We start from the raw sequence: 18,215 nt of genomic DNA, 5'->3' as shown, positions 1-18,215 counted from the left end.
AACCATCCGGTCGGGAGCATGATATGGCTTTAGTGGATAGCATTCTGTTAGGCAAAACCGCGACCACCACCAGCGATATCGCCGCGATTGCCGCAGGCGCCGAGGTACGGCTCGATCCGCCGGCGCTGGCGGGCATGGCGGCGGTGCACCAGGAAATCAACCGGGCGCTGGCCGCGGATAAAGTGATTTACGGCCTGACCACCGGCGTGGGCGATCTGGTTACCCAGCGCCTGTCCTCGCCGCAAATCGCCGCCGTGCAGTTGAACATGCTGAAAAGCCATGCCTGCGGCACCGGCGCGGATCTGGCGCCCCGGGAAGTGCGCGCCATGATGGCGGTAATGATCAAATCGCTGTTGCAGGGTTATAGCGGCGTCAGTCCGTCTCTTGTGACCAGCATGGCGATGATGCTGAACCGGGGTGTTATTCCCTGGGCGCCCGCCAAAGGGTCGGTGGGGTATTTGATAGCCACCGCGCATATCGGCCTGGCGGTTTTCGGCCACGGCAAAGCCTGGTACCAGGGGGAACTGCTGCCCGGCGGGGAAGCGCTGCGCCGGGCGGGTATCGAGATGCGCACGCCGGGACCGCGCGAGGGACATGCCCTGGTCAGCGGCACATACGAAATCACCGCCCTGGGATGCCTGGCGGTGGAGGAATTTACCGCGCTGCTGCCGGTCGCCGACGCGGCCGGCGCAATAAGCCTGGAGGCGTTGAAAGGCAATATCCGTGGTTACGATGCCCGTCTGCACGCGCTGCGTCCGCATCCCGGCCAACTGGAGACGGCGCGCATCCTGCGCTGCCTGCTCCAGGACAGTGAAATACTGGACCGCTATCGTGATTTTCGCGTGCAGGATGCGCTGAGCCTGCGCTGCATTCCGCAAATTCACGGCGCGGTACGCGACGTGCTGGCCTGGTGCCGGCAGGTATTGACCACCGAGATCAATTCCGTCACCGATAATCCGGTATTTCTGGTGGAGGACGGCGAGCTGCAGGTTCTGCCGGGCGGCAACGGCCATGGCGCGCCCACCGCCCTGTGTCTTGACGCGCTGGCGATCGCCGTTGCGCAGCTCAGCACGGCGTCGCAGGCGCGTTCCGACCGGTTGACCAACAGCCATCTCAGCGGTCTGCCGGCATTTTTGATCCAGGAAGGCGAGGCGTATTCCGGCATGATGATCCCGCCTTATGTCGCTGCGGCGCTGGCCGGCGAAAACCGCGCCCTGGCCTCTCCCGCCAGCGTTCACACGGTGTCGACCTGCGCGGGCCAGGAAGATCATGTCAGCATGGGTGTGACGGCGGCGCGTAAAGCGCTGGATGCCCTGCAAAACGCCGTCGATATCGTGGCCATCGAACTTCTCTGCGCCACCCAGGCCATTGATTTCCATCGGCCGCTGCGCCCCGCGCGGGGAACCCGGGCGGTGCTGGCGGTAATACGCCGGGAAGTGCCATTCCGCCAGCGGGACGACGAGATGTATCCGGATATGTTGGCCATCCGGCGGCTGATCGCCGACGGCCGGTTATCGCAAGCCCTGGAACCCGTGCTGGCCGATGGCGCCGCTACGGGAGCGCGCCTATGACGATCCCCGTTTCACCGCGGCCGCTGGAAGGCATCCGGGTGCTCGATCTCTCGCGCGTACTGGCGGGTCCTTATTGCGCATCCCTGCTAAATGATTTGGGCGCGGAGGTGATTAAAATAGAAATGCCGGGCAAAGGCGATGATTCCCGTGATTTCGGGCCGCATATCGGCGGCGAAAGCAGTTATTTCATGCTGCTCAACCACGGCAAAAAAAGCCTGACCCTGAATCTTAAAACCCCCGAGGGCCGGCGGCTGCTGGAGCAATTGATCGCAACGGCCGATGTGCTGGTGGAAAACTTCCGCCCCGGGGTGACCCGGCGTCTGGGCATTGATTACGGCGCGGTAAGTGAAATCAATCCCAGGCTTATCTACGCCAGCATTTCCGGTTTCGGACAGGAGGGCCCCCTGGCGCATAAGGCCGCGTATGATCACGTCATCCAGGCCATGGGCGGCATTATGCAGGCGACCGGCTGGCCGGACGGCGAGCCGACCCGCGTCGGCGACGCCATCGGCGATGTCGTCGCCGGGCTTTATTGTTCATGGGGCGTGCTGGCCGCGCTGCTGCAACGGGGCATCACCGGCCGCGGCCAGCAGGTGGACATGGCGATGCTCGACGCCATGGTCTCGTTGCAAATGGTCTCGCTCACCCAGTTGCTGGGCGGCAAACCCTCCGCCGGGCGCCTGGGCAATGCGCATCCCATCAGCGCGCCGATGGACAGTTACCGGGCCGCCGACGGCCACGTGGTCATCGCGGTCGCCAACGACAGCCTGTTCGCCCGTCTGGCGGCGGCCATTGACCAGCCTGGGCTGGATAAGGACGCGCGCTTCGCCACCGATCCGCAGCGGCTGCGACATCAGTCCGAGCTGCGCGGTTATATCGAGGCGTGGCTGCGGGATAAAAACGTGGCGCAGGCGGTGACGCTGCTCGACCAGGCGGGTATTCCCGCCGCGCCGGTTTGGGGGCTGGACGAGGTATTGCAAAGCCCGCATGCCTTAGCGCGGGGACTACTGCAAAAAGTCGTTCATCCCACCGCCGGCGAAATCAGCCTGCTCCCCCAGCCGGTCAAGCTGAGCGGCATGGCGCAGCCGCCTGAACTGATGCCGCCGCGGCTGGGCGAGCATACCCGCGGCATCCTGGGCGACATCCTGGACCTGAGCGAGCGCGAGCTGGATGAACTCCAGCAACGCGGTGTTATTTAACCCGGCAACGGAGCAAAACGCTATGCAGCCAATTAAAATCGCCGTAATCGGCGCCGGCACCATGGGAACACGCATCGCGGCGGTATTCGCGGCGCGGGGCTTTGCCGTTTCGCTCTATTCGCGCACTGCCGCCTCGCTGGAGAAAGCGGAGCCGGTGATCCGGACCCTCGCCGGGGGGGACGCGCCGGTGACCTTCACCACCGTATTAGAGGATTGCCTGTCCGGTGCGGGGTTTGTGTCGGAGAACATCGCGGAAAACCTGGCGCTGAAACAGGAGGTTTTCCGGCAGATTGAGCAGCATGTCGGCGATGACTGCCTGCTGACCACCAATACGTCCAGCGTGCCGATCGGCGCTATCGCCACCGTTCTGCGGCGGCCGCAGCGGTTTATCGGCCTGCACTGGTTTAACCCGGCGGACGTGATGCCGATGCTTGAGATCGTGCGGGGACCGCTGACCGGCGAGCCCGCCTTTCAGCAGACAACGGCGCTGTGCCGCGCGCTGGGAAAGACGACCATCGCCGTCGACAAAGACGTGCCGGGATTTATCGTCAACCGTTTGCAATACGCCTTGCTGCGCGAGGCTTTGCATTTGGTATCGGCGGGCATAGGCACCGTCGAGGACGTGGATTTCGCGGTACAAAGCACCCTTGCGCCCCGCTGGTCCGCCATGGGGCCGATGAAATTAATGGATTTCGCCGGGCTGGATACCGTGCGCAACGTGGCGGCTATCCTGTTGCCGGAGCTGGCCAACGATACCCATTTGCCCGCGTGGGTGCTGGATCGGGTGGAGCAAGGCCATCTCGGCGTAAAAAGCGGCCGGGGCTTTTATGTCTGGAGCGATGAAGAAATCAAAACCGGCATGGAACACCGCAACGACATCATTAGCCTGCTGACCGCGAAGAGGTCGTCATGAGCTTTATTTCCTGTCGCCGCGACGGGGCCGTGGCGCATATCCAGCTGGACCGGCCGGAAAAACTGAATGCCCTGAGCGCCGGCATGCTGGACGAACTCTACGCCGAACTCTCGTCGCTTGATGCCGATGCGGATATCCGCGCGGTGGTTATCTCCGGCGGTCCCCGGGCTTTCGCCGCCGGCGCCGATACCGGCGAACTGGCCGGCGCATCCGCCGTTGCGCTTTATGTCAGCGGCTTCAGCGAAAAATGGGATCGCATCGCCGCCATCGACACCCCCCTGATTGCGGCGTTATCCGGCCACACGCTGGGCGGCGGGCTGGAACTGGCGCTGTTATGCGATATTGTTATTGCCGATGATACCGCGCGGCTGGGGCTGCCCGAGACGCATATTGGCATCATTCCCGGCGCGGGCGGCACGCAGCGGCTGGTCAAAGCGGCCGGTAAAGCCATGGCGATGGACATGATCCTGACAGGGCGCCGGCTGTGCGCCGCCGAAGCGCTGGCGGCGGGCTTGATAAGCCGCATTGCCGCGCCCGGGCAATTGATTGCCGTTGCGATGGAGATTGCCCATAGCGTGGCGGCGGCGGCCCCGCTGGCGGTTAAAATGGCCAAACGCGCCGTGCTGGCGAGTTTTGATATGCCGTTGACGGCGGGCATCGGCTATGAGCGTTCGCTGTCGGCGCTGATTGCCGCCAGCGACGATCGCGACGAAGGCATGCGCGCGCTGGCGGCAAGGCGCCCGCCGCAATTCAGCGGGCGCTAATCAGTTATCGCGACGGCCGCAAGCCTGTGGGTTCGCCGGTAAACAAAAACCGCGCCTTGGCCAGCCGGGAAGCCGGCATTGGGGGCGCGGCGCTCACAACAGGCGGGGATGCAGGATCAGCGCGGCGTTTGGTGCCATCGCCTGGCCTCACCTAAGACAATCTCGCGGTACGCCGTGGCGCGGATGCCTTGATTGGTACCGCCGGAGACCATTTCGTATTTGAGCTTTTCATCTGCCTCCGTTCCCACATTCAAGGTTTTTTTAACCGTTAAAGTCACCAGTGATGACTCCTGTAAAAAATTTGACCTGGAATCTTGTCACATGCCAGCGGCGCACAAGCAGATCCGCATGACATTTTTTGTTTAATTTTTGCTCGTGGCCGGGGGTAAGATTTCTTAAGTTAACCTTAAGAAGGAGGTGAATCATGGCAACCGTTGCGGCGTTTATCATCTATGCCATCGTCATGACAGTTATTGCGGTGAAAGTGCGCGAGTAGCGGCGACGATCTCCCCGCCCGTCCCGGGACGCGCACCGCGCCCCGGGAACACCATCCGCGAAGACGGCAAAGGGGCGACGTGAATTCGGCGCAGGCCTGAGCGGGAATTTCTTTAAAACTGAACGGCGGTTATTTGCCGGATTTATATTTCCAGTTCCATTTAATGGAACCCATTAGGTAAATACGCCAGCGGGTTTCCCTGGCGACGTTAACCCTTTGCCGCCTGGAAAGTGAGGACTGTTTCGGCCGGGACATATTCTCGCTTGCCGTAATAATGCATTATCACAGAACAATTGTTACGCATTTAACATTCATGTAACGCCAAAGCCAATATTGTCTTGCGCCGCCACGTCGGGATGACTATTCGGTAAAACACCATCCCGGATTGATATTTACCCGGCATGCTCCGCCATACTTTAAAAGGCGTTAATGCCGTCATCGCTTGCCCGATCCGGCCCATTACGCAGGATTACGTAATGAATGATTAATGAATATAAAAATGGAATGTCATCCCAGTTACGATAATAACCCTGCCTTGCACAGTACGTCTTCGCGGAAAACGCTGTTTAATTATATCTCAGTAAAATCTGATAAACCATCATAAACCTCAGTGGATCTTAATAATAAAAACGTTTAATTTCATAAAGATACTTAATTTTCAGCTCTGCTGGCGCCGGGCTTTCCGGCACTGCTGTAAAAATGAATATATCCTAAAGTAATTAATAATATATGTTTTAAGTGTTTTTTCTTGCCATACTGTCCATTTTTTGCTGACCGATTAAACAGCGGAAATAAATATTACTTATATATTAAAATGTATCTAATCATTTCAAATCCTTGCCAAGGCGCTTTACATTATCTTACTATCCGGCTATTAATATTCACAACTTTTCCACCTTGCAGATGATTATAAAAATTAAGGCCAATGGTAGCAAATTTCCAATTTACCGACGATTTGCGTCAAATGTTAACCACTACTATTGCAACACCTGTTTATCCGCACAAGGTCATTAAGCATGCCAAATCGCATACCCACAAAAAAAATAGTGATTTTGGGTATTCCACCGATCGATCTTTTAAATGTCGCCGGTCCAATGGAAGCGTTTCGTCTGGCGAATACGCTGGCGGAAAATAAATCCCCTTACCAGGTGGAACTGGTCTCCGCCGGACCGGATAAAACCATCGAAACTGAAGCGGGAATAAGCCTGCTGGGCCATTCAGCCCTGACCGATAAAAAATGGGATACATTCGTTATCGATACGTTGATCATCACCACCACTATTGCATCATTCGGCCTGTATCCGGCGCATACCATTGAGTGGATCAGCAGCCAGGAAAGCCGGGTCCGCCGCATTTGCACCGTCTCCGGCGGTATCTTCGCCCTGGCCCAGACGGGCATGCTGGAGGGAAAACACGTGACGACCCACTGGCGCGTAATGGATGAATTCGCCAAACACCATCCCGGAGTTCATCTGGAGGAGCAGCCCATTTGGGTCAAGGATGGCAAAATATACTCCTCCGCCGGCATGTCTTCCGGCATTGATCTGGCGCTTAACCTTATCGCCGACGATCATGGCGACCGGCTGGCGGGGGAAGTGACCAAGGAGCTGGTGATGTTCCTGCGCCGGCCCGCCGATCAGGCCCAGCTCAGTTTTTCACTGTTGGCGCAATACTCCAGCCACCGCAGCCTGAAAACGCTGCAACCCTGGATACATGAGCATTTAGCCCAGGAACTTACCGTTGATGTGCTGGCGGATAAGCTGGCCATGAGCCGGAGCACCCTGATCAGAATATTTAAACATGAGCTGAACACGACGCCGGCGAAATATATCGAGAACATCCGCCTGGAAACCGCGCAGCGCTACCTGCAAATGACCACCATGAACCTGGATAAGATTGCGGCCAAATGCGGCTTTACCAGCGCGGATGTGCTCAGGCGGGTATTTCAGCGCAATATCGGCATCAGCCCCCAGGCCTATCGGCAACAGTTGGCCAAAGAGGATTGAACGTCCCGTCAGTGTAGCCCGCCGACAGCGACTCTGGCCACGGGGAGCGCGGCCGCCGGCGTCGGCAAGTCGGGCATTGCCGTTGATTTTCTCACGCTGGCCAAGTCCTTGCCGTCCATTTCGGTGGCCACCCAAGCCGCGATATTTTGATACGGGACAAAGATGCTTTGCCTGCGTTTCGGGTGCGTGGCGGTAAAGATGCCGACGATAGCGCCGTCGGCCACATATACCGGCCCGCCGCTCATGCCCTGGATGCCCCCGGCGTCGGTCAGCCCCATCCGGCAACTGGTGCCGGGCTTATCCCACCAGCCGAAGGCCTGTAACGTGCCGGATGACGATGTGGGCAGCGTCGTATAGGCGTTGTAGCCATAAAGATTGACGCGTTCGCCTTTAACCGCTGATTCCAGCCTGGGCAACGCCCGTCCCTTATTATTATGGTAGATTATAGCCACATCGCAGACGGGATTATAGGCTTTTACCCGGACCATCATTAATTTAGCCACATGCCCGGCGGTAAGACTGTAATTTTCCGTCAGCGGGAAACTGGAGCCGACAGCGCCCGCCAATACAGGAATACCGATAAAATGAAAATCTGCTTTGTTACTGGCGGTCTTGTCAACATTATAATGACCTACCGCGCTGCAACCCGTCAATAATGACGCCAGGATAAAGATAATTACTTTCACTGTTGTGCCTGCTGATAACATGCATTGCAAAGAAGAGCCTTGCGACTGCTAATGAAAATGATGCCCTGTAATATACAAATAGCGTCAATCAATTTTTCATTGAGAAATTCTGTATTTCGGGCATGCCATGACATCCTTATCCACGCGAGTTTAAGGGTATATTCGCTATGACGTCATTATAATGACCCATGAAAAAACCATTGATTTATATCAATTTTATGCCGCCTTGTTCATCATCGACTCCTGACGGCCATGGGTTGCCACCCTATTGTCCACAGCATAGAAAGCCTGATGTCGTATTACGGGTGGTAACGGTAATTTTATATAGCCATATAATCTTATTTCTTTTTTATGCCGTTTTTTAGGCAGGCTTCTGCTGGCAATAAATTGCGCATGCCGGTGAAAACTATACAGCATAGTTAAAACAAGAATCACACATATAATTAACAAATTCATTGATAGTAAACCGGTTCGGATTTTTGATAAATATGACCCGTCCTGACCACATTCGGGGGCCATCGCGTTACGCTTTTATCGGTACAGTTATTTCATACAGATCGCCAAAAACTGGGGATATTAATTCGCCCGCATTTTCATCAGCGCGCGAGTATATTAAGACTATAGGAAAATTCCTAGGTGTCATTGTTACGACGATATGCTTCTTTTTTCAACAGCGGGGATACGTGGTTTTGCCGGACGGGGATATTGCCGGATCTTGCGTCCGGCCGGGGGAATGGAACCTACCGGCGGCCCCTTACGGCCGCCGGCGGGATTTACTCCAGCAGCCGCGTCGGGACAAAATCGCCCGCCTCCGCCGCGTCCCGGCGGAATTTGTCCAGCGCTTCGCGACTGTCCGCCGCGCGTACCTGGAGCGGGGAGATGCTGAACCCCTGCAAAAGTACCGCGCGGATAATAATGCCCGCCGCCGGATCGTCCAGGGACTGGGGGGTGATGACGTCGGCTTTGCGCAAAAAGATAAAATGCTGTTGTTTCATGCCATTCTCCTTTATCTACCGGATAACCAGAACGCTATGTGAGCGGGATCACAAGAGCATTCATTAGGTCCGAAAACAGTAGAGCGCAAAAAATGATTGAAATATAATCACTTAAATTTCGCCATTGATAACCGTTTGGAATGGATAATCGATTATTGCGCGCCTTTGTCATCCTGGCGGCTACCAGGAACTACCGCGAGGCGGCACAACAGCTGTGTATTACCCAGCCGGCGTTGTCAAAACAGATTAAAGCCCTGGAACATGCGCTGGGCATCACGCTGTTTGTCAGGGGAAGACGGGGCGCCCTGCTGACGCATCCGGGAGAATTGCTGTTGCCGAAAGCCGCCGAACTGGTGGAGCTGGCAGGGACATTCAGGCACTATGCCCTTGGGGTGGCGAAAGGGACCACCGGCAACCTGGCGATCGGTTTTGGCATCTCCGCCTTAAAAACGGTGCCGGAATTGATTGCCCGCTTCCGGCGCGCGTATCCGGACGTGACCGTCAGTTTGGAGGACCTGTCCTCGGCGCAACAGCATGCCCGCTTATTATCCGGCCAGCTGCAGCTGGCTTTTATGCGCCTGCCGGTGGATCCGCCGCTGCAGGGGCGACGGTTTATGTCGGAAAGCCTGGTGCTGGCGGCCAATAAATCCGCCTTGCCGGCCAGAGACCCCGACATGCGGATGTGGCGGCATTTCCTGCTGGCGCAGCCCTGGGTCCAGCTTTTGCCGGATAAAGGGCCGGGGCTGTATCAGCAGATAGAACAGTATTTGCGCTTTAACCAGATTAGCCCGCGGGTGGTCCAGCAGACCCGGGATATGCAAACCCTGATGGCGCTGGTCGCGGCGGGCGTGGGAATCGCCATCGTGCCGGAAAGCGCCGCGCACATCGCTCCCAGGAATATAGCGATGATCCCGCTGCAGGGAGCCTATGCCCGCTGGGAGGTGGGCATGATTTGGAACCCCACGCTGGCGGACCCGGTGCGGGATGGGTTTATCGGCATGGTTAACGCTTAACAAAAGGCGGCAATACAATGAGCGAATTGGAGAAAATGCGCCGGGGCGAGCATTATTTTATCAACGATCCCGAACTGGTCGAAATACGGCACGCCGTCAGGGATAATGTCGATCGCTATAATGCCCTCGGGCATCGTGAAACGGCACGGCAGCAGCAGCTGCTGGCGGAAATCTTCGGCCAGGTCGGCGATGATGTGCATATCGAGAAAAACCTGCGGGTCGATTACGGCATGAACACCCGGCTCGGGAGCCATGTGTTTATCAATTTTAATTTTGTCCTGCTCGACTGCGCGCCGGTAAACATCGGCAACCATGTGTTTATCGGCCCGGACGTGCAGCTCTACACCGCCCATCATCCGCTCAACCCCGGGGAACGCGGCCGGCATATCGGCTGGGCCGAACCGGTTACGCTAAGCGATAATGTCTGGATTGCCGGCGGCTGCATTATCCTGCCAGGCGTGACGATTGGTGAAAATACCACCATCGGCGCGGGCAGCGTGGTGACGCGCCCGATTCCCGCCAATGTCGTGGCCTGCGGTAATCCGTGCCGGGTATTACGCGCCCTGCCATGAAGACGCTATTTATTTTGCAGTAATTCGCGCATCCTGACCAACGCGAAAACAGCCGCCTGTTCAATAACGGCTTCGCAATCGCCGCTGAACCGTTTTACCTGCGCATGGACCTTGTTATCCGGCGTAACCCATCCAAACCAGATGGTGCCCGCGGGGGTGCCGTCAGGTCCGTCCTCGGGTCCGGCGTAGCCGCTGACCGACAGGGCGATATCTTCACCTGCGACCTGCAGCGCGCCCGCGGCCATCTCTTTCACGACCTGTTCGCTCACGGCGGTATAGGTTTCCAGGGCGTGCCATCCGACGCGCAATACTTCATGTTTGGCGCGATCCGTATAAGTGATGAAGCCGCGGGTGAAAAAATCACCGCTGCCGCCCACGGCGCACAGCGCCATGGCCACCAGGCCCGCCGTGCAAGATTCCGCGGTGGTCAATATGAGCCTATCCCGGCGTAATGTTTCGGCAAGAGCGCCGGCGGCGGCGTTGAGTTGTGAATTCATCAGTCGAGTTTCCATAAACCTGTGGTGTTGTTCTTTTATATTATAATATCGAGGCAACGCGGAAAGTGCCGGTGTTCTGAATTATAGCATTGCGCTTTTTAGCTGGATTATAAAAAATTCATGGGCTGCTGATAGTTAACATCAGCAGCCCATGGGCTTAGGCTAACAGTGCGCCCTGCCGGCGGCATCATTATTTTTTGGTGCTGCTTTTCCCCTTGGCCTTATCGTCTTTTTTATCTTTGTCGTCACTTTTGGCTTTTGCCGGCGACTTCGCTTTTTCAGAAGGTTTGTCCTTGACGGGCGCTTTATCTTTGGAGGGGGCAAACGTTCTCTTACCTTCATGATATAGGGTCATTTTAACTCCAATGCATTAGGTGATGATTTGGTAAGAAATATACAAAGTGCCGATGACCGCAAAATAACAACAGACACTTTTATTGCACTAGCATTATTAGTTTAGACCGGGCACGGGTTAACACAACTTTATTTTATCCATAGAACCGGGACGTCCGAATTGAACGAAATGATGTTATGTTTAATAATAGACTGGGGCCACCGGCGCGCCGGCATACCCCCTGTCACCGCTGCCCAGAGGATAATGCCATGCTGCCGACATTACAGTTTATCAGTGAGCTTCTCAAGCTGATCCACAGCCTGTTCAGCTAAGGACGGATGCGGCCCTTAGCTGAAGCGTTAACGCAAATGATCGTCGCCGCGCAGGGTTATCAGCGCCAATAGACTGATTGCTGAAATTATAACGACATAATAAGCCGGTATATCAATGTTACCCGTTTGTTTTATCAATCCGGTAATGATGAGCCCCGCGCAGCCGGAAAATACCGCGTTGGAAAGCGAATAAGAAAGGCCGAGACCGGTATAACGCACCCGGGTCGGGAACATTTCGGCCAGCATCGCCGGCCCGGGACCGGCCAGCAGCCCCACCACCGCGCCGGCGACCAGCACCGCAAGCGCCTTCATCGCCAGGGGGCTAGACGGATCCTGCAGCAGATGCAGCAGCGGAAACGTAAACAGGATGGTGGCCAATATCGCCGCCACCATCACCCGCTTGCGCCCAATCCGATCGCTCAGCATACCCGCCGGCAGAATGGTCAGGGCGAAACCCACGTTGCCAAGCACGGTGGCGACCAGCGCCTGTAAAAAACTGGCGTGCAGCGTCGTTTGCAAATACGCGGGCATGACCACCAGAAAGGTGTAGCCCGCGGCGGACCAGCCCATCATGCGGCCGATGCCGAGCATGATGGCCTTGACGACGGCCAGCGCCGGCGCCGAGGGCGCTGCCGGCGCGGCGTCGTGATGGATGGCGCGAAAGGTGGGCGTTTCCTCCAGGCGCAGGCGCAGGCCCAGCGCGACGACGCCCATCGGCAACGCCAGCAGGAACGGAATGCGCCAGCCCCAAACATGCAGCTGATCGGGAGTAAGGCAGGCGCCCAGCAGCGCCACCATGCCCACGCTCGCCAGCAATCCCAGGGCCACAGTGAATGATTGCCAGGCGCCGAACAGGCCGCGCCTGCCCGGCGGAGCGAACTCGGTCATCAGTGCCACCGCGCCGCCGAACTCACCGCCGGCGGAAATCCCCTGCACCATACGCAGTAGGGTCAGCAGCAGCGGCGCGGCCACGCCCAGGGTGGCGTAGGTCGGCATTACGCCGATAAGCGCGGTGGACAGCGTCATCATGATGATAACGGTAATCAGCGTCGGCTTACGGCCAAGGCGATCGCCGATACGGCCAAAAATTATCGCCCCCAGCGGGCGGCAGAAAAAAGCCAGGGCGAAGGCGGCGTAGGTCAGCACCAGGCTGGCCGCGGCGCTTTCGCCCTGCAGGGTAAAAAAATTGGCGGCGATGAGGGTGGCGAGAAAACCATAAACGCCGAATTCGTACCATTCAATAAAATTGCCCACTGAGCCGGCAATCAGCGCTTTGCGTTGCTCGGGCGTTACCGCAATGGCGGTGCGGGAGAAAGTCATACGGTCACGGTCGCTGTCGATAAATAGGAACATGCACTATAAATCATTTGCCCGCGCTGGCAACAATACCGGCGGCGCGCGGCGTCTTGCCCGATGCTAATCGCGTTTTTCAGCGCGATTGCGTCCCGCCTTTTTCGCCTGGTATAAGGCAATATCGGCGCGATCGATTAGGGCGTCCAGGTTTTCCATTGGCCGGTGTTCCGCCACGCCGCAACTGACCGTGGCGCTTATCACCGCCCGGTCGGTAACCACCTCCGACTGCCCGATATCGTGGGAAAGGGTATTCATGCGCCGCAGCGCCTCGTCGCCATTGCATTCGGTAAGCAGCACCAAAAATTCATCGCCGCCCCAGCGGCAGACGAAATCCGTGCGGCGCAGGGACGTCCGGATTAAGCGGGCGATATGCTGGATGACCCGATCGCCCGCGCCGTGGCCATAACGATCGTTAATTTGCTTAAAATAATCGATATCAATGATCGCCATGGCCAGCGGGGCGTTTTCTGCCGCCTTGGTCCCCCGCAAACGCTGGAAGCGGTACTCAAACGCCTGACGGTTCATGATGCCGGTCAGTTTATCGGTGGTGGCCATGGTTTCCAGGCGGCGCTGGTAGCCGCCGATGGTCAACCATAAAAACAGGATAAACAGTACGCTGACGCCGGCCCCGATGCCGAGGTTCTTAAGCAGCGTCATAAACAGGACCCGCTCCAGGGGATGCTCGCTTTGCTCCACCATCAAATACCAGTCGAATTCCGGAATGAGGCGCGTATGGAGCAGCACCTGCCTGCCCTGGTAATCATATTGATAGCTGCCGCCCGGCACGGTCAGAATCGACGTCGCGAGCGGGCCCAGTCCCGGTTGCAAGCGGATTTGCAGCGGCCGTTTAAAGGTGGTGCCGTGCAATATGACCGCCCCGGTTTTATCAACGAAATAAATGGTGCGGTTATAGCGGCGTTCATATTTTTCAATCAGGTATTTGACTTTTTCGACGGAAAGGCCGATGCCGGTAATCCCGATAAAATTGCCCTGGTAATCCATAACCTTATGATTAACGAAGATATCCAGGTGAGTATGGTCCTCGGGATCGGGGCGCGCGTCGATAAAATACGGCTTGTCGCCGGCCGTGGCTTTTATCTGGAAATACCACCGATCCTTATCCTCCTGCTCGGAGACGGTTTCCAAAACCCGTTTGGGATCATAATAGCGCCGGGTTTTGTCGGAGACAAAAAAGGAAAAAATAGTGTCGAAACGCCGATCGATCTCGCTCAGATAGCGAATCATCGCCTTCGGATCCTGCTCGCCATCCACCAGCACCCAGTCGCGGACAAAGGTGTCATGGGCCATCAGGGAAGAAATAAATATCGGTTTTAACAGATCTTGCTGGATCTCGGAATAGACATTGTCGCTGGTCAGCGGTAGCGTGTTTTCTTCGATTTCGTCGTTGAGCGATTGCCTGGCCACCTCATAGCTGCTCCAGCTGATGATTAAAAAAGCAGTGAGCAACATCAGGGTAAATAAAATAATGGCCCGTGTTTTATTCAACCAATGCAGGTTGTTCATCAAGTTCACCTGGTACGTCATCTTCTTGCCATAAAGAGTGCGTTAATAGTGCGTCCCTGTCACGCGACAAATCCCGGTCGGGTTTCATCGGCAGGTGGAGGTTGCCACTGTTAAGGTTTATCCTGACGGCATCATAAATCACGCAGGAGCCGCAGATGTTTATCGTTGATTTAACGTATGAAGAGCCCATGGAAAAAGTTGAGGCGCTGCTGGAAGCGCACCTCGCCTGGTTGCGTAACTATTTCGCCACCGGCGATTTTGTGGCCTCCGGAAGGAAAGTGCCGCGCATCGGCGGCATCATCCTGACGCGGACCCTGCCGCGTCCCGATCTGGATGCGATCCTGGCGCAGGACCCCTTTAAGGAAGTGGCCAACTACAGCATAACCGAATTTGTCCCTTCCACCACCAGCGAACTGCTCAGCGCCCTGCGTACGCTCTGATAATGAGCAGGGCGTCACGCTCAACGCGTTGGCGCCCCCTCCTGCGGTCAATGGATTTCTGTGATATTGCTCAAAATTACACATTAATATTGCCTGTCTGCCGGACAAGGTATTTTTGAGATATTAATCACAGCGTTCTTGAAATGGTTGCCAGACTATTTTTCCTCGTGGCAATAAGACAAAGATACTGCGCGCAAAATGCGGCAAAAGCCAGGGATGCGGGGACCCATGCCGCCGCCGGGGCCATTGCATTATTACGACGGCCGGAGTAAAACTTTTATCCAATGCGCAACAATAACCCTACAATTTCTTAATGGAGTTGCAGCGATGGCAATAATACAGCAACAGATGTATATCGACGGCGAGTTTGTTTCCAACCGCAGCGATAAATGGATTGATGTCCTCAACCCCGCCACCGAGGAAGTCATATCCCAGATACCGGACGCCGATGCGGACGATGTGCGCAACGCCATCGACGCCGCCGCGCGGGCGCAGCATGATTGGGAAGACTTGCCGGCTCAGGAACGGGGCGTGTGGCTGCATAAAATTGCCCAGGGCATCCGCGCCAGGGAACAGGAGCTAACCGATATTATCGTGGCCGAAGGGGGCAAGACCCAGGGCCTGGCCAGGACCGAGGTCTTGTTTACCGCCGATTATCTCGACTATATGGCCGAATGGGCGCGGCGCTATGAGGGCGAGATCATACAAAGCGACCGGCGCAACGAGAATATTTTTGTGTTTAAAAAAGCCATCGGCGTGACCACCGGCATCCTCCCCTGGAACTTTCCCTTTTTCCTGGTGGCGCGCAAAGCGGCGCCCGCGCTTATCACCGGCAATACCATCGTCGTAAAACCCAGCCAGCTGACGCCGAACAACGCCATTGCCTTTGCCGGCATCGTGCACGAGGCCGGCTTGCCCCGCGGCGTGTTTAATCTGGTGACCGGCCGGGGTTCGGTGGTGGGCCAGGAGCTGGCGGCCAACGCAAAAGTCGGTATGGTAAGCCTGACCGGCAGCGTGGCGGCGGGAGAGCAGACCATGGCGGCGGCGGCGAAAAACATTACCAAGGTCTCGCTGGAGCTCGGCGGCAAGGCGCCGGCCATCGTCATGAACGATGCCGATCTGGATCTGGCGGTCAAGGCGATAGTCGCCTCCCGCGTCATCAATACCGGGCAGGTCTGCAACTGCGCCGAACGCGTGTATGTGCAGGAAGATATTCAGGATGACTTTATCGCCCGGCTCACCGCGGCGTTTAACCAGGTGACTTTTGGCGATCCTGCCCGGGAAGAAAACCTGGATATGGGGCCGTTGATTGACGCGGCCGCGCTGAAAAGCGTGCAGGACAAAGTGGATAACGCCGTGGCGCAAGGCGCCAGGGTGGTCACCGGCGGGCGGCGGGCGGGCGATAAGGGCTATTTTTTCCAGCCTACCCTACTGGTGGATGTAAAGCATGAGATGGATATCATGCATGAGGAAACCTTTGGCCCGGTGCTGCCGGTCACGACCTTCCGCACCCTTGACGAAGCGGTGCAAATGGCCAATGACTGCGAATTCGGCCTGACCTCCTCGATTTATACCACCAACCTCAATACCGCCATGGCGGCGATAAAAAAACTGAAGTTCGGCGAAACCTATATTAACCGGGAAAATTTCGAGGCCATGCAGGGCTTCCACGCGGGATGGCGCAAGTCGGGCATCGGCGGCGCCGACGGACGCCACGGGCTGGAAGAGTATTTGCAAACCCATGTGGTGTACCTGCAATACCAGGCCTGATGGCGGCCAGCGCCGCCGGCGGAGCGGGTTGCCGGGCGCCGGGCGCGGGTTCCAGCCGGCCTGGCGCCCGGCGGCGATTGGCCCGCCGCCGCGCCTGCGCTAGAATAACCCTCGTCCGCGGCATGCCCGCGCGGGGTCCTGCACCGCCGGACCGGAGATAAGCGACGAGGTAACCATGTCTGATAAACCGGTGCTATTTATGGCCTGCCCGCTATTTACGCAGGCCCATACCTTATTAAGCGCGCATTTCACCCTGCGCCATACCACGGAAAGCACGCTGGCAGGCACCCTGGCGTCGCTGTCCGCCATGACCGACGTGCAGGCGTTATTGGTTTCCCTGGCCATGCCGCTGGACAGCCAGGCCATCGAACAATTGCCGCGCTCCATCAAGGCTATCTGCACCTATTCGGTGGGGACCAACCATATCGATTTGGCGGCAGCCAAGGCGCGCGGCATCAAGGTGTTGTTTACGCCGGATGTGCTGAGCGAATCCTGCGCCGACACCGCCCTGCTGCTGATGTTGGGCGCGGGCCGCCGCGCGCTGGAAGGGCTGCGTCTGTTAAAAGGCGGTGATTGGCCGGGCTGGGCGCCGGACCAGCTGTTGGGCAAGGATGTCTGGAACCAGCGCCTGGGGATCTTCGGCATGGGCCGCATCGGCCAGGCCATTGCCCGGCGCGCGCGCGGTTTTGATATGGAAATTCATTACCATAACCGGCACCGGTTGCCGCCCGCGGCCGAACAACACGCCGTGTATCACGATTCCCTCGCCGACCTCGCCGCGCACAGTGATTACTTTTGCATAGCCTGTCCGCCCGCCCCGGAAACCCGGGGCGTGGTGGATGCCCCCTTGCTGGCGCAGCTGCCCAAGGGCGCGGTGGTGGTGAATATTTCGCGCGGCGACATTATCAACGATAACGCGCTGATCGCCGCGCTCAACGCGGGCCACGTGGCCGCCGCCGGGCTGGACGTTTTCGCCGGCGAGCCCGATATCCATCCCGCCTACCGGCAGATGGACAACGTATTCGGCCTGCCGCATCTGGGCAGCGCCACGCTTGCCACGCGCCTGCGCATGGCGTCGCTGCTGCGCGACGGACTGGTGGGTATTCTGGCGGGCAGGATGCCGGCCAATGCGGCCAACTGATCGCAGCCGTCGTTAACCACGGGCGGCGATCCGTCACCCCTGGGGTGTTGGCGCATCCAGCAACAGTTTTTTGTGCAATTCCGCGGCCAGCATCTCAATGCGCTCGCTCAGGTTTTTGGTCAGAGTGGTCAGCTCGGTATTTTGCTGCAGCAGCACCATGATTTGCGCCGAGGTTTGCGCCGCCCGCTCCTGGCGTTCGGCATTGGCGACGGCCAGCGCCTCGCGATGCTGGGCATCCGCGTCGGCATGCGCCTTGTCCCGCTCCGCCTGGCGCGTCTGGGCCAACAGGATCAGCGGCGCGGCATAGGCCGACTGCAGACTGAACGCCAGATTAAGCAGGATAAACGGATAGATATCGAATTTGGCGAAACCAAAGGTATTGATGCATACCCAGGCGATAACGATCAGCGTCTGCGCCCCTAAAAACATCGGCGTGCCGAAGAATCGGGCGAAACCTTCCGCCTTACGCGCAAACCAGCCGTTGCCGAACGGCGCGGACAAATGGGCGTGACGGCGGTGGAAACGCAGATGATCAATCTTTGCGGGCGCGGCGTCCGCGGCGTCGGGCGTGGCGGCTGAAGTCGGTTTTTCCATGGTTTTTCTCATCCG

19 protein-coding genes are annotated in these 18,215 nt (G+C 57.6%); 11 read left to right on the top strand and 8 right to left on the bottom strand.

Annotated elements, in window-relative coordinates; all coding sequences use genetic code 11:
• The first annotated feature begins 23 nt into the window (after positions 1–23).
• The 4 genes from ACL2XG_RS22290 to ACL2XG_RS22275 are packed head-to-tail and all read left to right on the top strand — an operon-like array spanning position 24 to position 4,447.
• Positions 24–1,571, top strand: coding sequence for an HAL/PAL/TAL family ammonia-lyase (locus ACL2XG_RS22290; protein WP_413721231.1), 1,548 nt, complete (start codon positions 24–26; stop codon positions 1,569–1,571).
• Positions 1,568–2,770: a CaiB/BaiF CoA transferase family protein gene (locus tag ACL2XG_RS22285; RefSeq protein WP_410013927.1), complete on the top strand. Its 1,203-nt coding sequence runs from the start codon at positions 1,568–1,570 to the stop codon at positions 2,768–2,770. The genes ACL2XG_RS22290 and ACL2XG_RS22285 overlap by 4 nt, the downstream gene beginning before the upstream one ends.
• 22 nt (positions 2,771–2,792) lie before the next feature.
• A complete protein-coding gene (locus ACL2XG_RS22280) occupies positions 2,793–3,683 on the top strand; it encodes a 3-hydroxyacyl-CoA dehydrogenase family protein (protein ID WP_413721232.1) in 891 nt (296 codons plus the stop codon).
• Positions 3,680–4,447, top strand: a complete 768-nt coding sequence (locus tag ACL2XG_RS22275; protein ID WP_410013925.1) for an enoyl-CoA hydratase-related protein — start codon at positions 3,680–3,682, stop codon at positions 4,445–4,447. The genes ACL2XG_RS22280 and ACL2XG_RS22275 overlap by 4 nt, the downstream gene beginning before the upstream one ends.
• 116 nt (positions 4,448–4,563) lie before the next feature.
• Here the strand turns inward: ACL2XG_RS22275 and ACL2XG_RS22270 are convergent, their stop codons facing one another.
• Positions 4,564–4,725, bottom strand: coding sequence for a hypothetical protein (locus ACL2XG_RS22270; RefSeq protein WP_413721233.1), 162 nt, complete (start codon positions 4,723–4,725; stop codon positions 4,564–4,566).
• 1,234 nt (positions 4,726–5,959) lie between these two features.
• Between ACL2XG_RS22270 and ACL2XG_RS22265 the strand changes: the two genes are divergently transcribed.
• Positions 5,960–6,949, top strand: a complete 990-nt coding sequence (locus tag ACL2XG_RS22265; protein ID WP_410013923.1) for a GlxA family transcriptional regulator — start codon at positions 5,960–5,962, stop codon at positions 6,947–6,949.
• Positions 6,950–6,957: 8 nt separating this feature from the next.
• Here ACL2XG_RS22265 and ACL2XG_RS22260 read toward each other — a convergent pair whose 3' ends face one another.
• Both ACL2XG_RS22260 and ACL2XG_RS22255 read right to left on the bottom strand, forming a co-directional pair.
• Positions 6,958–7,635, bottom strand: a complete 678-nt coding sequence (locus ACL2XG_RS22260; protein WP_410013922.1) for a trypsin-like peptidase domain-containing protein — start codon at positions 7,633–7,635, stop codon at positions 6,958–6,960.
• Between the two features lie 773 nt (positions 7,636–8,408).
• Complete coding sequence (locus tag ACL2XG_RS22255) at positions 8,409–8,630, bottom strand: hypothetical protein (RefSeq protein ID WP_410013921.1); 222 nt, start codon at positions 8,628–8,630, stop codon at positions 8,409–8,411.
• Between the two features lie 140 nt (positions 8,631–8,770).
• Here ACL2XG_RS22255 and ACL2XG_RS22250 point away from each other — a divergent pair, with 140 nt between their 5' ends.
• Positions 8,771–9,643, top strand: coding sequence for a LysR family transcriptional regulator (locus tag ACL2XG_RS22250; protein WP_410013920.1), 873 nt, complete (start codon positions 8,771–8,773; stop codon positions 9,641–9,643).
• Between the two features lie 17 nt (positions 9,644–9,660).
• Positions 9,661–10,215, top strand: coding sequence for a sugar O-acetyltransferase (locus tag ACL2XG_RS22245; RefSeq protein ID WP_413721234.1), 555 nt, complete (start codon positions 9,661–9,663; stop codon positions 10,213–10,215).
• Positions 10,216–10,220: 5 nt separating this feature from the next.
• Here ACL2XG_RS22245 and ACL2XG_RS22240 read toward each other — a convergent pair whose 3' ends face one another.
• Together ACL2XG_RS22240 and ACL2XG_RS22235 are read right to left on the bottom strand one after the other, a co-directional pair.
• On the bottom strand, positions 10,221–10,712 hold the full coding sequence (locus ACL2XG_RS22240) for a CinA family protein (RefSeq protein WP_410013918.1): 492 nt from the start codon (positions 10,710–10,712) through the stop codon (positions 10,221–10,223).
• A gap of 190 nt (positions 10,713–10,902) precedes the next feature.
• The gene (locus ACL2XG_RS22235; RefSeq protein ID WP_410013917.1) at positions 10,903–11,067 is read right to left on the bottom strand and encodes a hypothetical protein; all 165 of its coding nucleotides are present in this window, start codon (positions 11,065–11,067) and stop codon (positions 10,903–10,905) included.
• 176 nt (positions 11,068–11,243) lie between these two features.
• Here ACL2XG_RS22235 and ACL2XG_RS22230 point away from each other — a divergent pair, with 176 nt between their 5' ends.
• Positions 11,244–11,378, top strand: coding sequence for a hypothetical protein (locus ACL2XG_RS22230; protein ID WP_413721235.1), 135 nt, complete (start codon positions 11,244–11,246; stop codon positions 11,376–11,378).
• Between the two features lie 27 nt (positions 11,379–11,405).
• Here ACL2XG_RS22230 and ACL2XG_RS22225 read toward each other — a convergent pair whose 3' ends face one another.
• Positions 11,406–12,698 carry an MFS transporter gene (locus tag ACL2XG_RS22225; protein WP_413723487.1) on the bottom strand — a complete coding sequence of 431 codons (1,293 nt, stop codon included), beginning with the start codon at positions 12,696–12,698 and terminating at the stop codon, positions 11,406–11,408.
• A gap of 96 nt (positions 12,699–12,794) precedes the next feature.
• Positions 12,795–14,255 carry a diguanylate cyclase gene (locus tag ACL2XG_RS22220; protein WP_413721236.1) on the bottom strand — a complete coding sequence of 487 codons (1,461 nt, stop codon included), beginning with the start codon at positions 14,253–14,255 and terminating at the stop codon, positions 12,795–12,797.
• A gap of 155 nt (positions 14,256–14,410) precedes the next feature.
• Between ACL2XG_RS22220 and ACL2XG_RS22215 the strand changes: the two genes are divergently transcribed.
• The 3 genes from ACL2XG_RS22215 to ACL2XG_RS22205 all read left to right on the top strand — a co-directional run bounded on the left by ACL2XG_RS22215 (position 14,411) and on the right by ACL2XG_RS22205 (position 17,606).
• Positions 14,411–14,695, top strand: a complete 285-nt coding sequence (locus ACL2XG_RS22215; RefSeq protein WP_410013915.1) for a YciI family protein — start codon at positions 14,411–14,413, stop codon at positions 14,693–14,695.
• A gap of 327 nt (positions 14,696–15,022) precedes the next feature.
• Positions 15,023–16,465, top strand: a complete 1,443-nt coding sequence (gene aldA / locus ACL2XG_RS22210) for an aldehyde dehydrogenase (RefSeq protein ID WP_410013914.1) — start codon at positions 15,023–15,025, stop codon at positions 16,463–16,465.
• A gap of 175 nt (positions 16,466–16,640) precedes the next feature.
• Complete coding sequence (locus ACL2XG_RS22205; RefSeq protein ID WP_410013913.1) at positions 16,641–17,606, top strand: 2-hydroxyacid dehydrogenase; 966 nt, start codon at positions 16,641–16,643, stop codon at positions 17,604–17,606.
• Positions 17,607–17,639: 33 nt separating this feature from the next.
• Here the strand turns inward: ACL2XG_RS22205 and ACL2XG_RS22200 are convergent, their stop codons facing one another.
• Entirely contained in the window at positions 17,640–18,200 is a 561-nt protein-coding gene (locus ACL2XG_RS22200) for a DUF1003 domain-containing protein (RefSeq protein WP_410013912.1), read from the bottom strand.
• Between the last annotated feature and the right edge of the window lie 15 nt (positions 18,201–18,215).

Origin of the sequence: Sodalis sp. RH24 (genome assembly GCF_047324145.1) — a bacterium.
Taxonomy (GTDB): domain Bacteria; phylum Pseudomonadota; class Gammaproteobacteria; order Enterobacterales; family Enterobacteriaceae; genus Acerihabitans.
Note: the sequence above shows the minus strand (reverse complement) of the source record. Positions and strands in the feature narration are given on the sequence as shown.

What these genes read in the sequence shown, in the direction of transcription:
- ACL2XG_RS22290 (WP_413721231.1), top strand. Translation starts at nt 24, where the DNA reads ATGGCTTTAGTGGATAGCATTCTGTTAGGCAAAACCGCGACCACCACC.
- ACL2XG_RS22285 (WP_410013927.1), top strand. Translation starts at nt 1,568, where the DNA reads ATGACGATCCCCGTTTCACCGCGGCCGCTGGAAGGCATCCGGGTGCTC.
- ACL2XG_RS22280 (WP_413721232.1), top strand. Translation starts at nt 2,793, where the DNA reads ATGCAGCCAATTAAAATCGCCGTAATCGGCGCCGGCACCATGGGAACA.
- ACL2XG_RS22275 (WP_410013925.1), top strand. Translation starts at nt 3,680, where the DNA reads ATGAGCTTTATTTCCTGTCGCCGCGACGGGGCCGTGGCGCATATCCAG.
- ACL2XG_RS22265 (WP_410013923.1), top strand. Translation starts at nt 5,960, where the DNA reads ATGCCAAATCGCATACCCACAAAAAAAATAGTGATTTTGGGTATTCCA.
- ACL2XG_RS22255 (WP_410013921.1), bottom strand. Translation starts at nt 8,630, where the DNA reads ATGAAACAACAGCATTTTATCTTTTTGCGCAAAGCCGACGTCATCACC.
- ACL2XG_RS22250 (WP_410013920.1), top strand. Translation starts at nt 8,771, where the DNA reads ATGGATAATCGATTATTGCGCGCCTTTGTCATCCTGGCGGCTACCAGG.
- ACL2XG_RS22245 (WP_413721234.1), top strand. Translation starts at nt 9,661, where the DNA reads ATGAGCGAATTGGAGAAAATGCGCCGGGGCGAGCATTATTTTATCAAC.
- ACL2XG_RS22240 (WP_410013918.1), bottom strand. Translation starts at nt 10,712, where the DNA reads ATGAATTCACAACTCAACGCCGCCGCCGGCGCTCTTGCCGAAACATTA.
- ACL2XG_RS22235 (WP_410013917.1), bottom strand. Translation starts at nt 11,067, where the DNA reads ATGACCCTATATCATGAAGGTAAGAGAACGTTTGCCCCCTCCAAAGAT.
- ACL2XG_RS22230 (WP_413721235.1), top strand. Translation starts at nt 11,244, where the DNA reads ATGTTTAATAATAGACTGGGGCCACCGGCGCGCCGGCATACCCCCTGT.
- ACL2XG_RS22225 (WP_413723487.1), bottom strand. Translation starts at nt 12,698, where the DNA reads ATGACTTTCTCCCGCACCGCCATTGCGGTAACGCCCGAGCAACGCAAA.
- ACL2XG_RS22220 (WP_413721236.1), bottom strand. Translation starts at nt 14,255, where the DNA reads ATGAACAACCTGCATTGGTTGAATAAAACACGGGCCATTATTTTATTT.
- ACL2XG_RS22215 (WP_410013915.1), top strand. Translation starts at nt 14,411, where the DNA reads ATGTTTATCGTTGATTTAACGTATGAAGAGCCCATGGAAAAAGTTGAG.
- aldA (WP_410013914.1), top strand. Translation starts at nt 15,023, where the DNA reads ATGGCAATAATACAGCAACAGATGTATATCGACGGCGAGTTTGTTTCC.
- ACL2XG_RS22205 (WP_410013913.1), top strand. Translation starts at nt 16,641, where the DNA reads ATGTCTGATAAACCGGTGCTATTTATGGCCTGCCCGCTATTTACGCAG.
- ACL2XG_RS22200 (WP_410013912.1), bottom strand. Translation starts at nt 18,200, where the DNA reads ATGGAAAAACCGACTTCAGCCGCCACGCCCGACGCCGCGGACGCCGCG.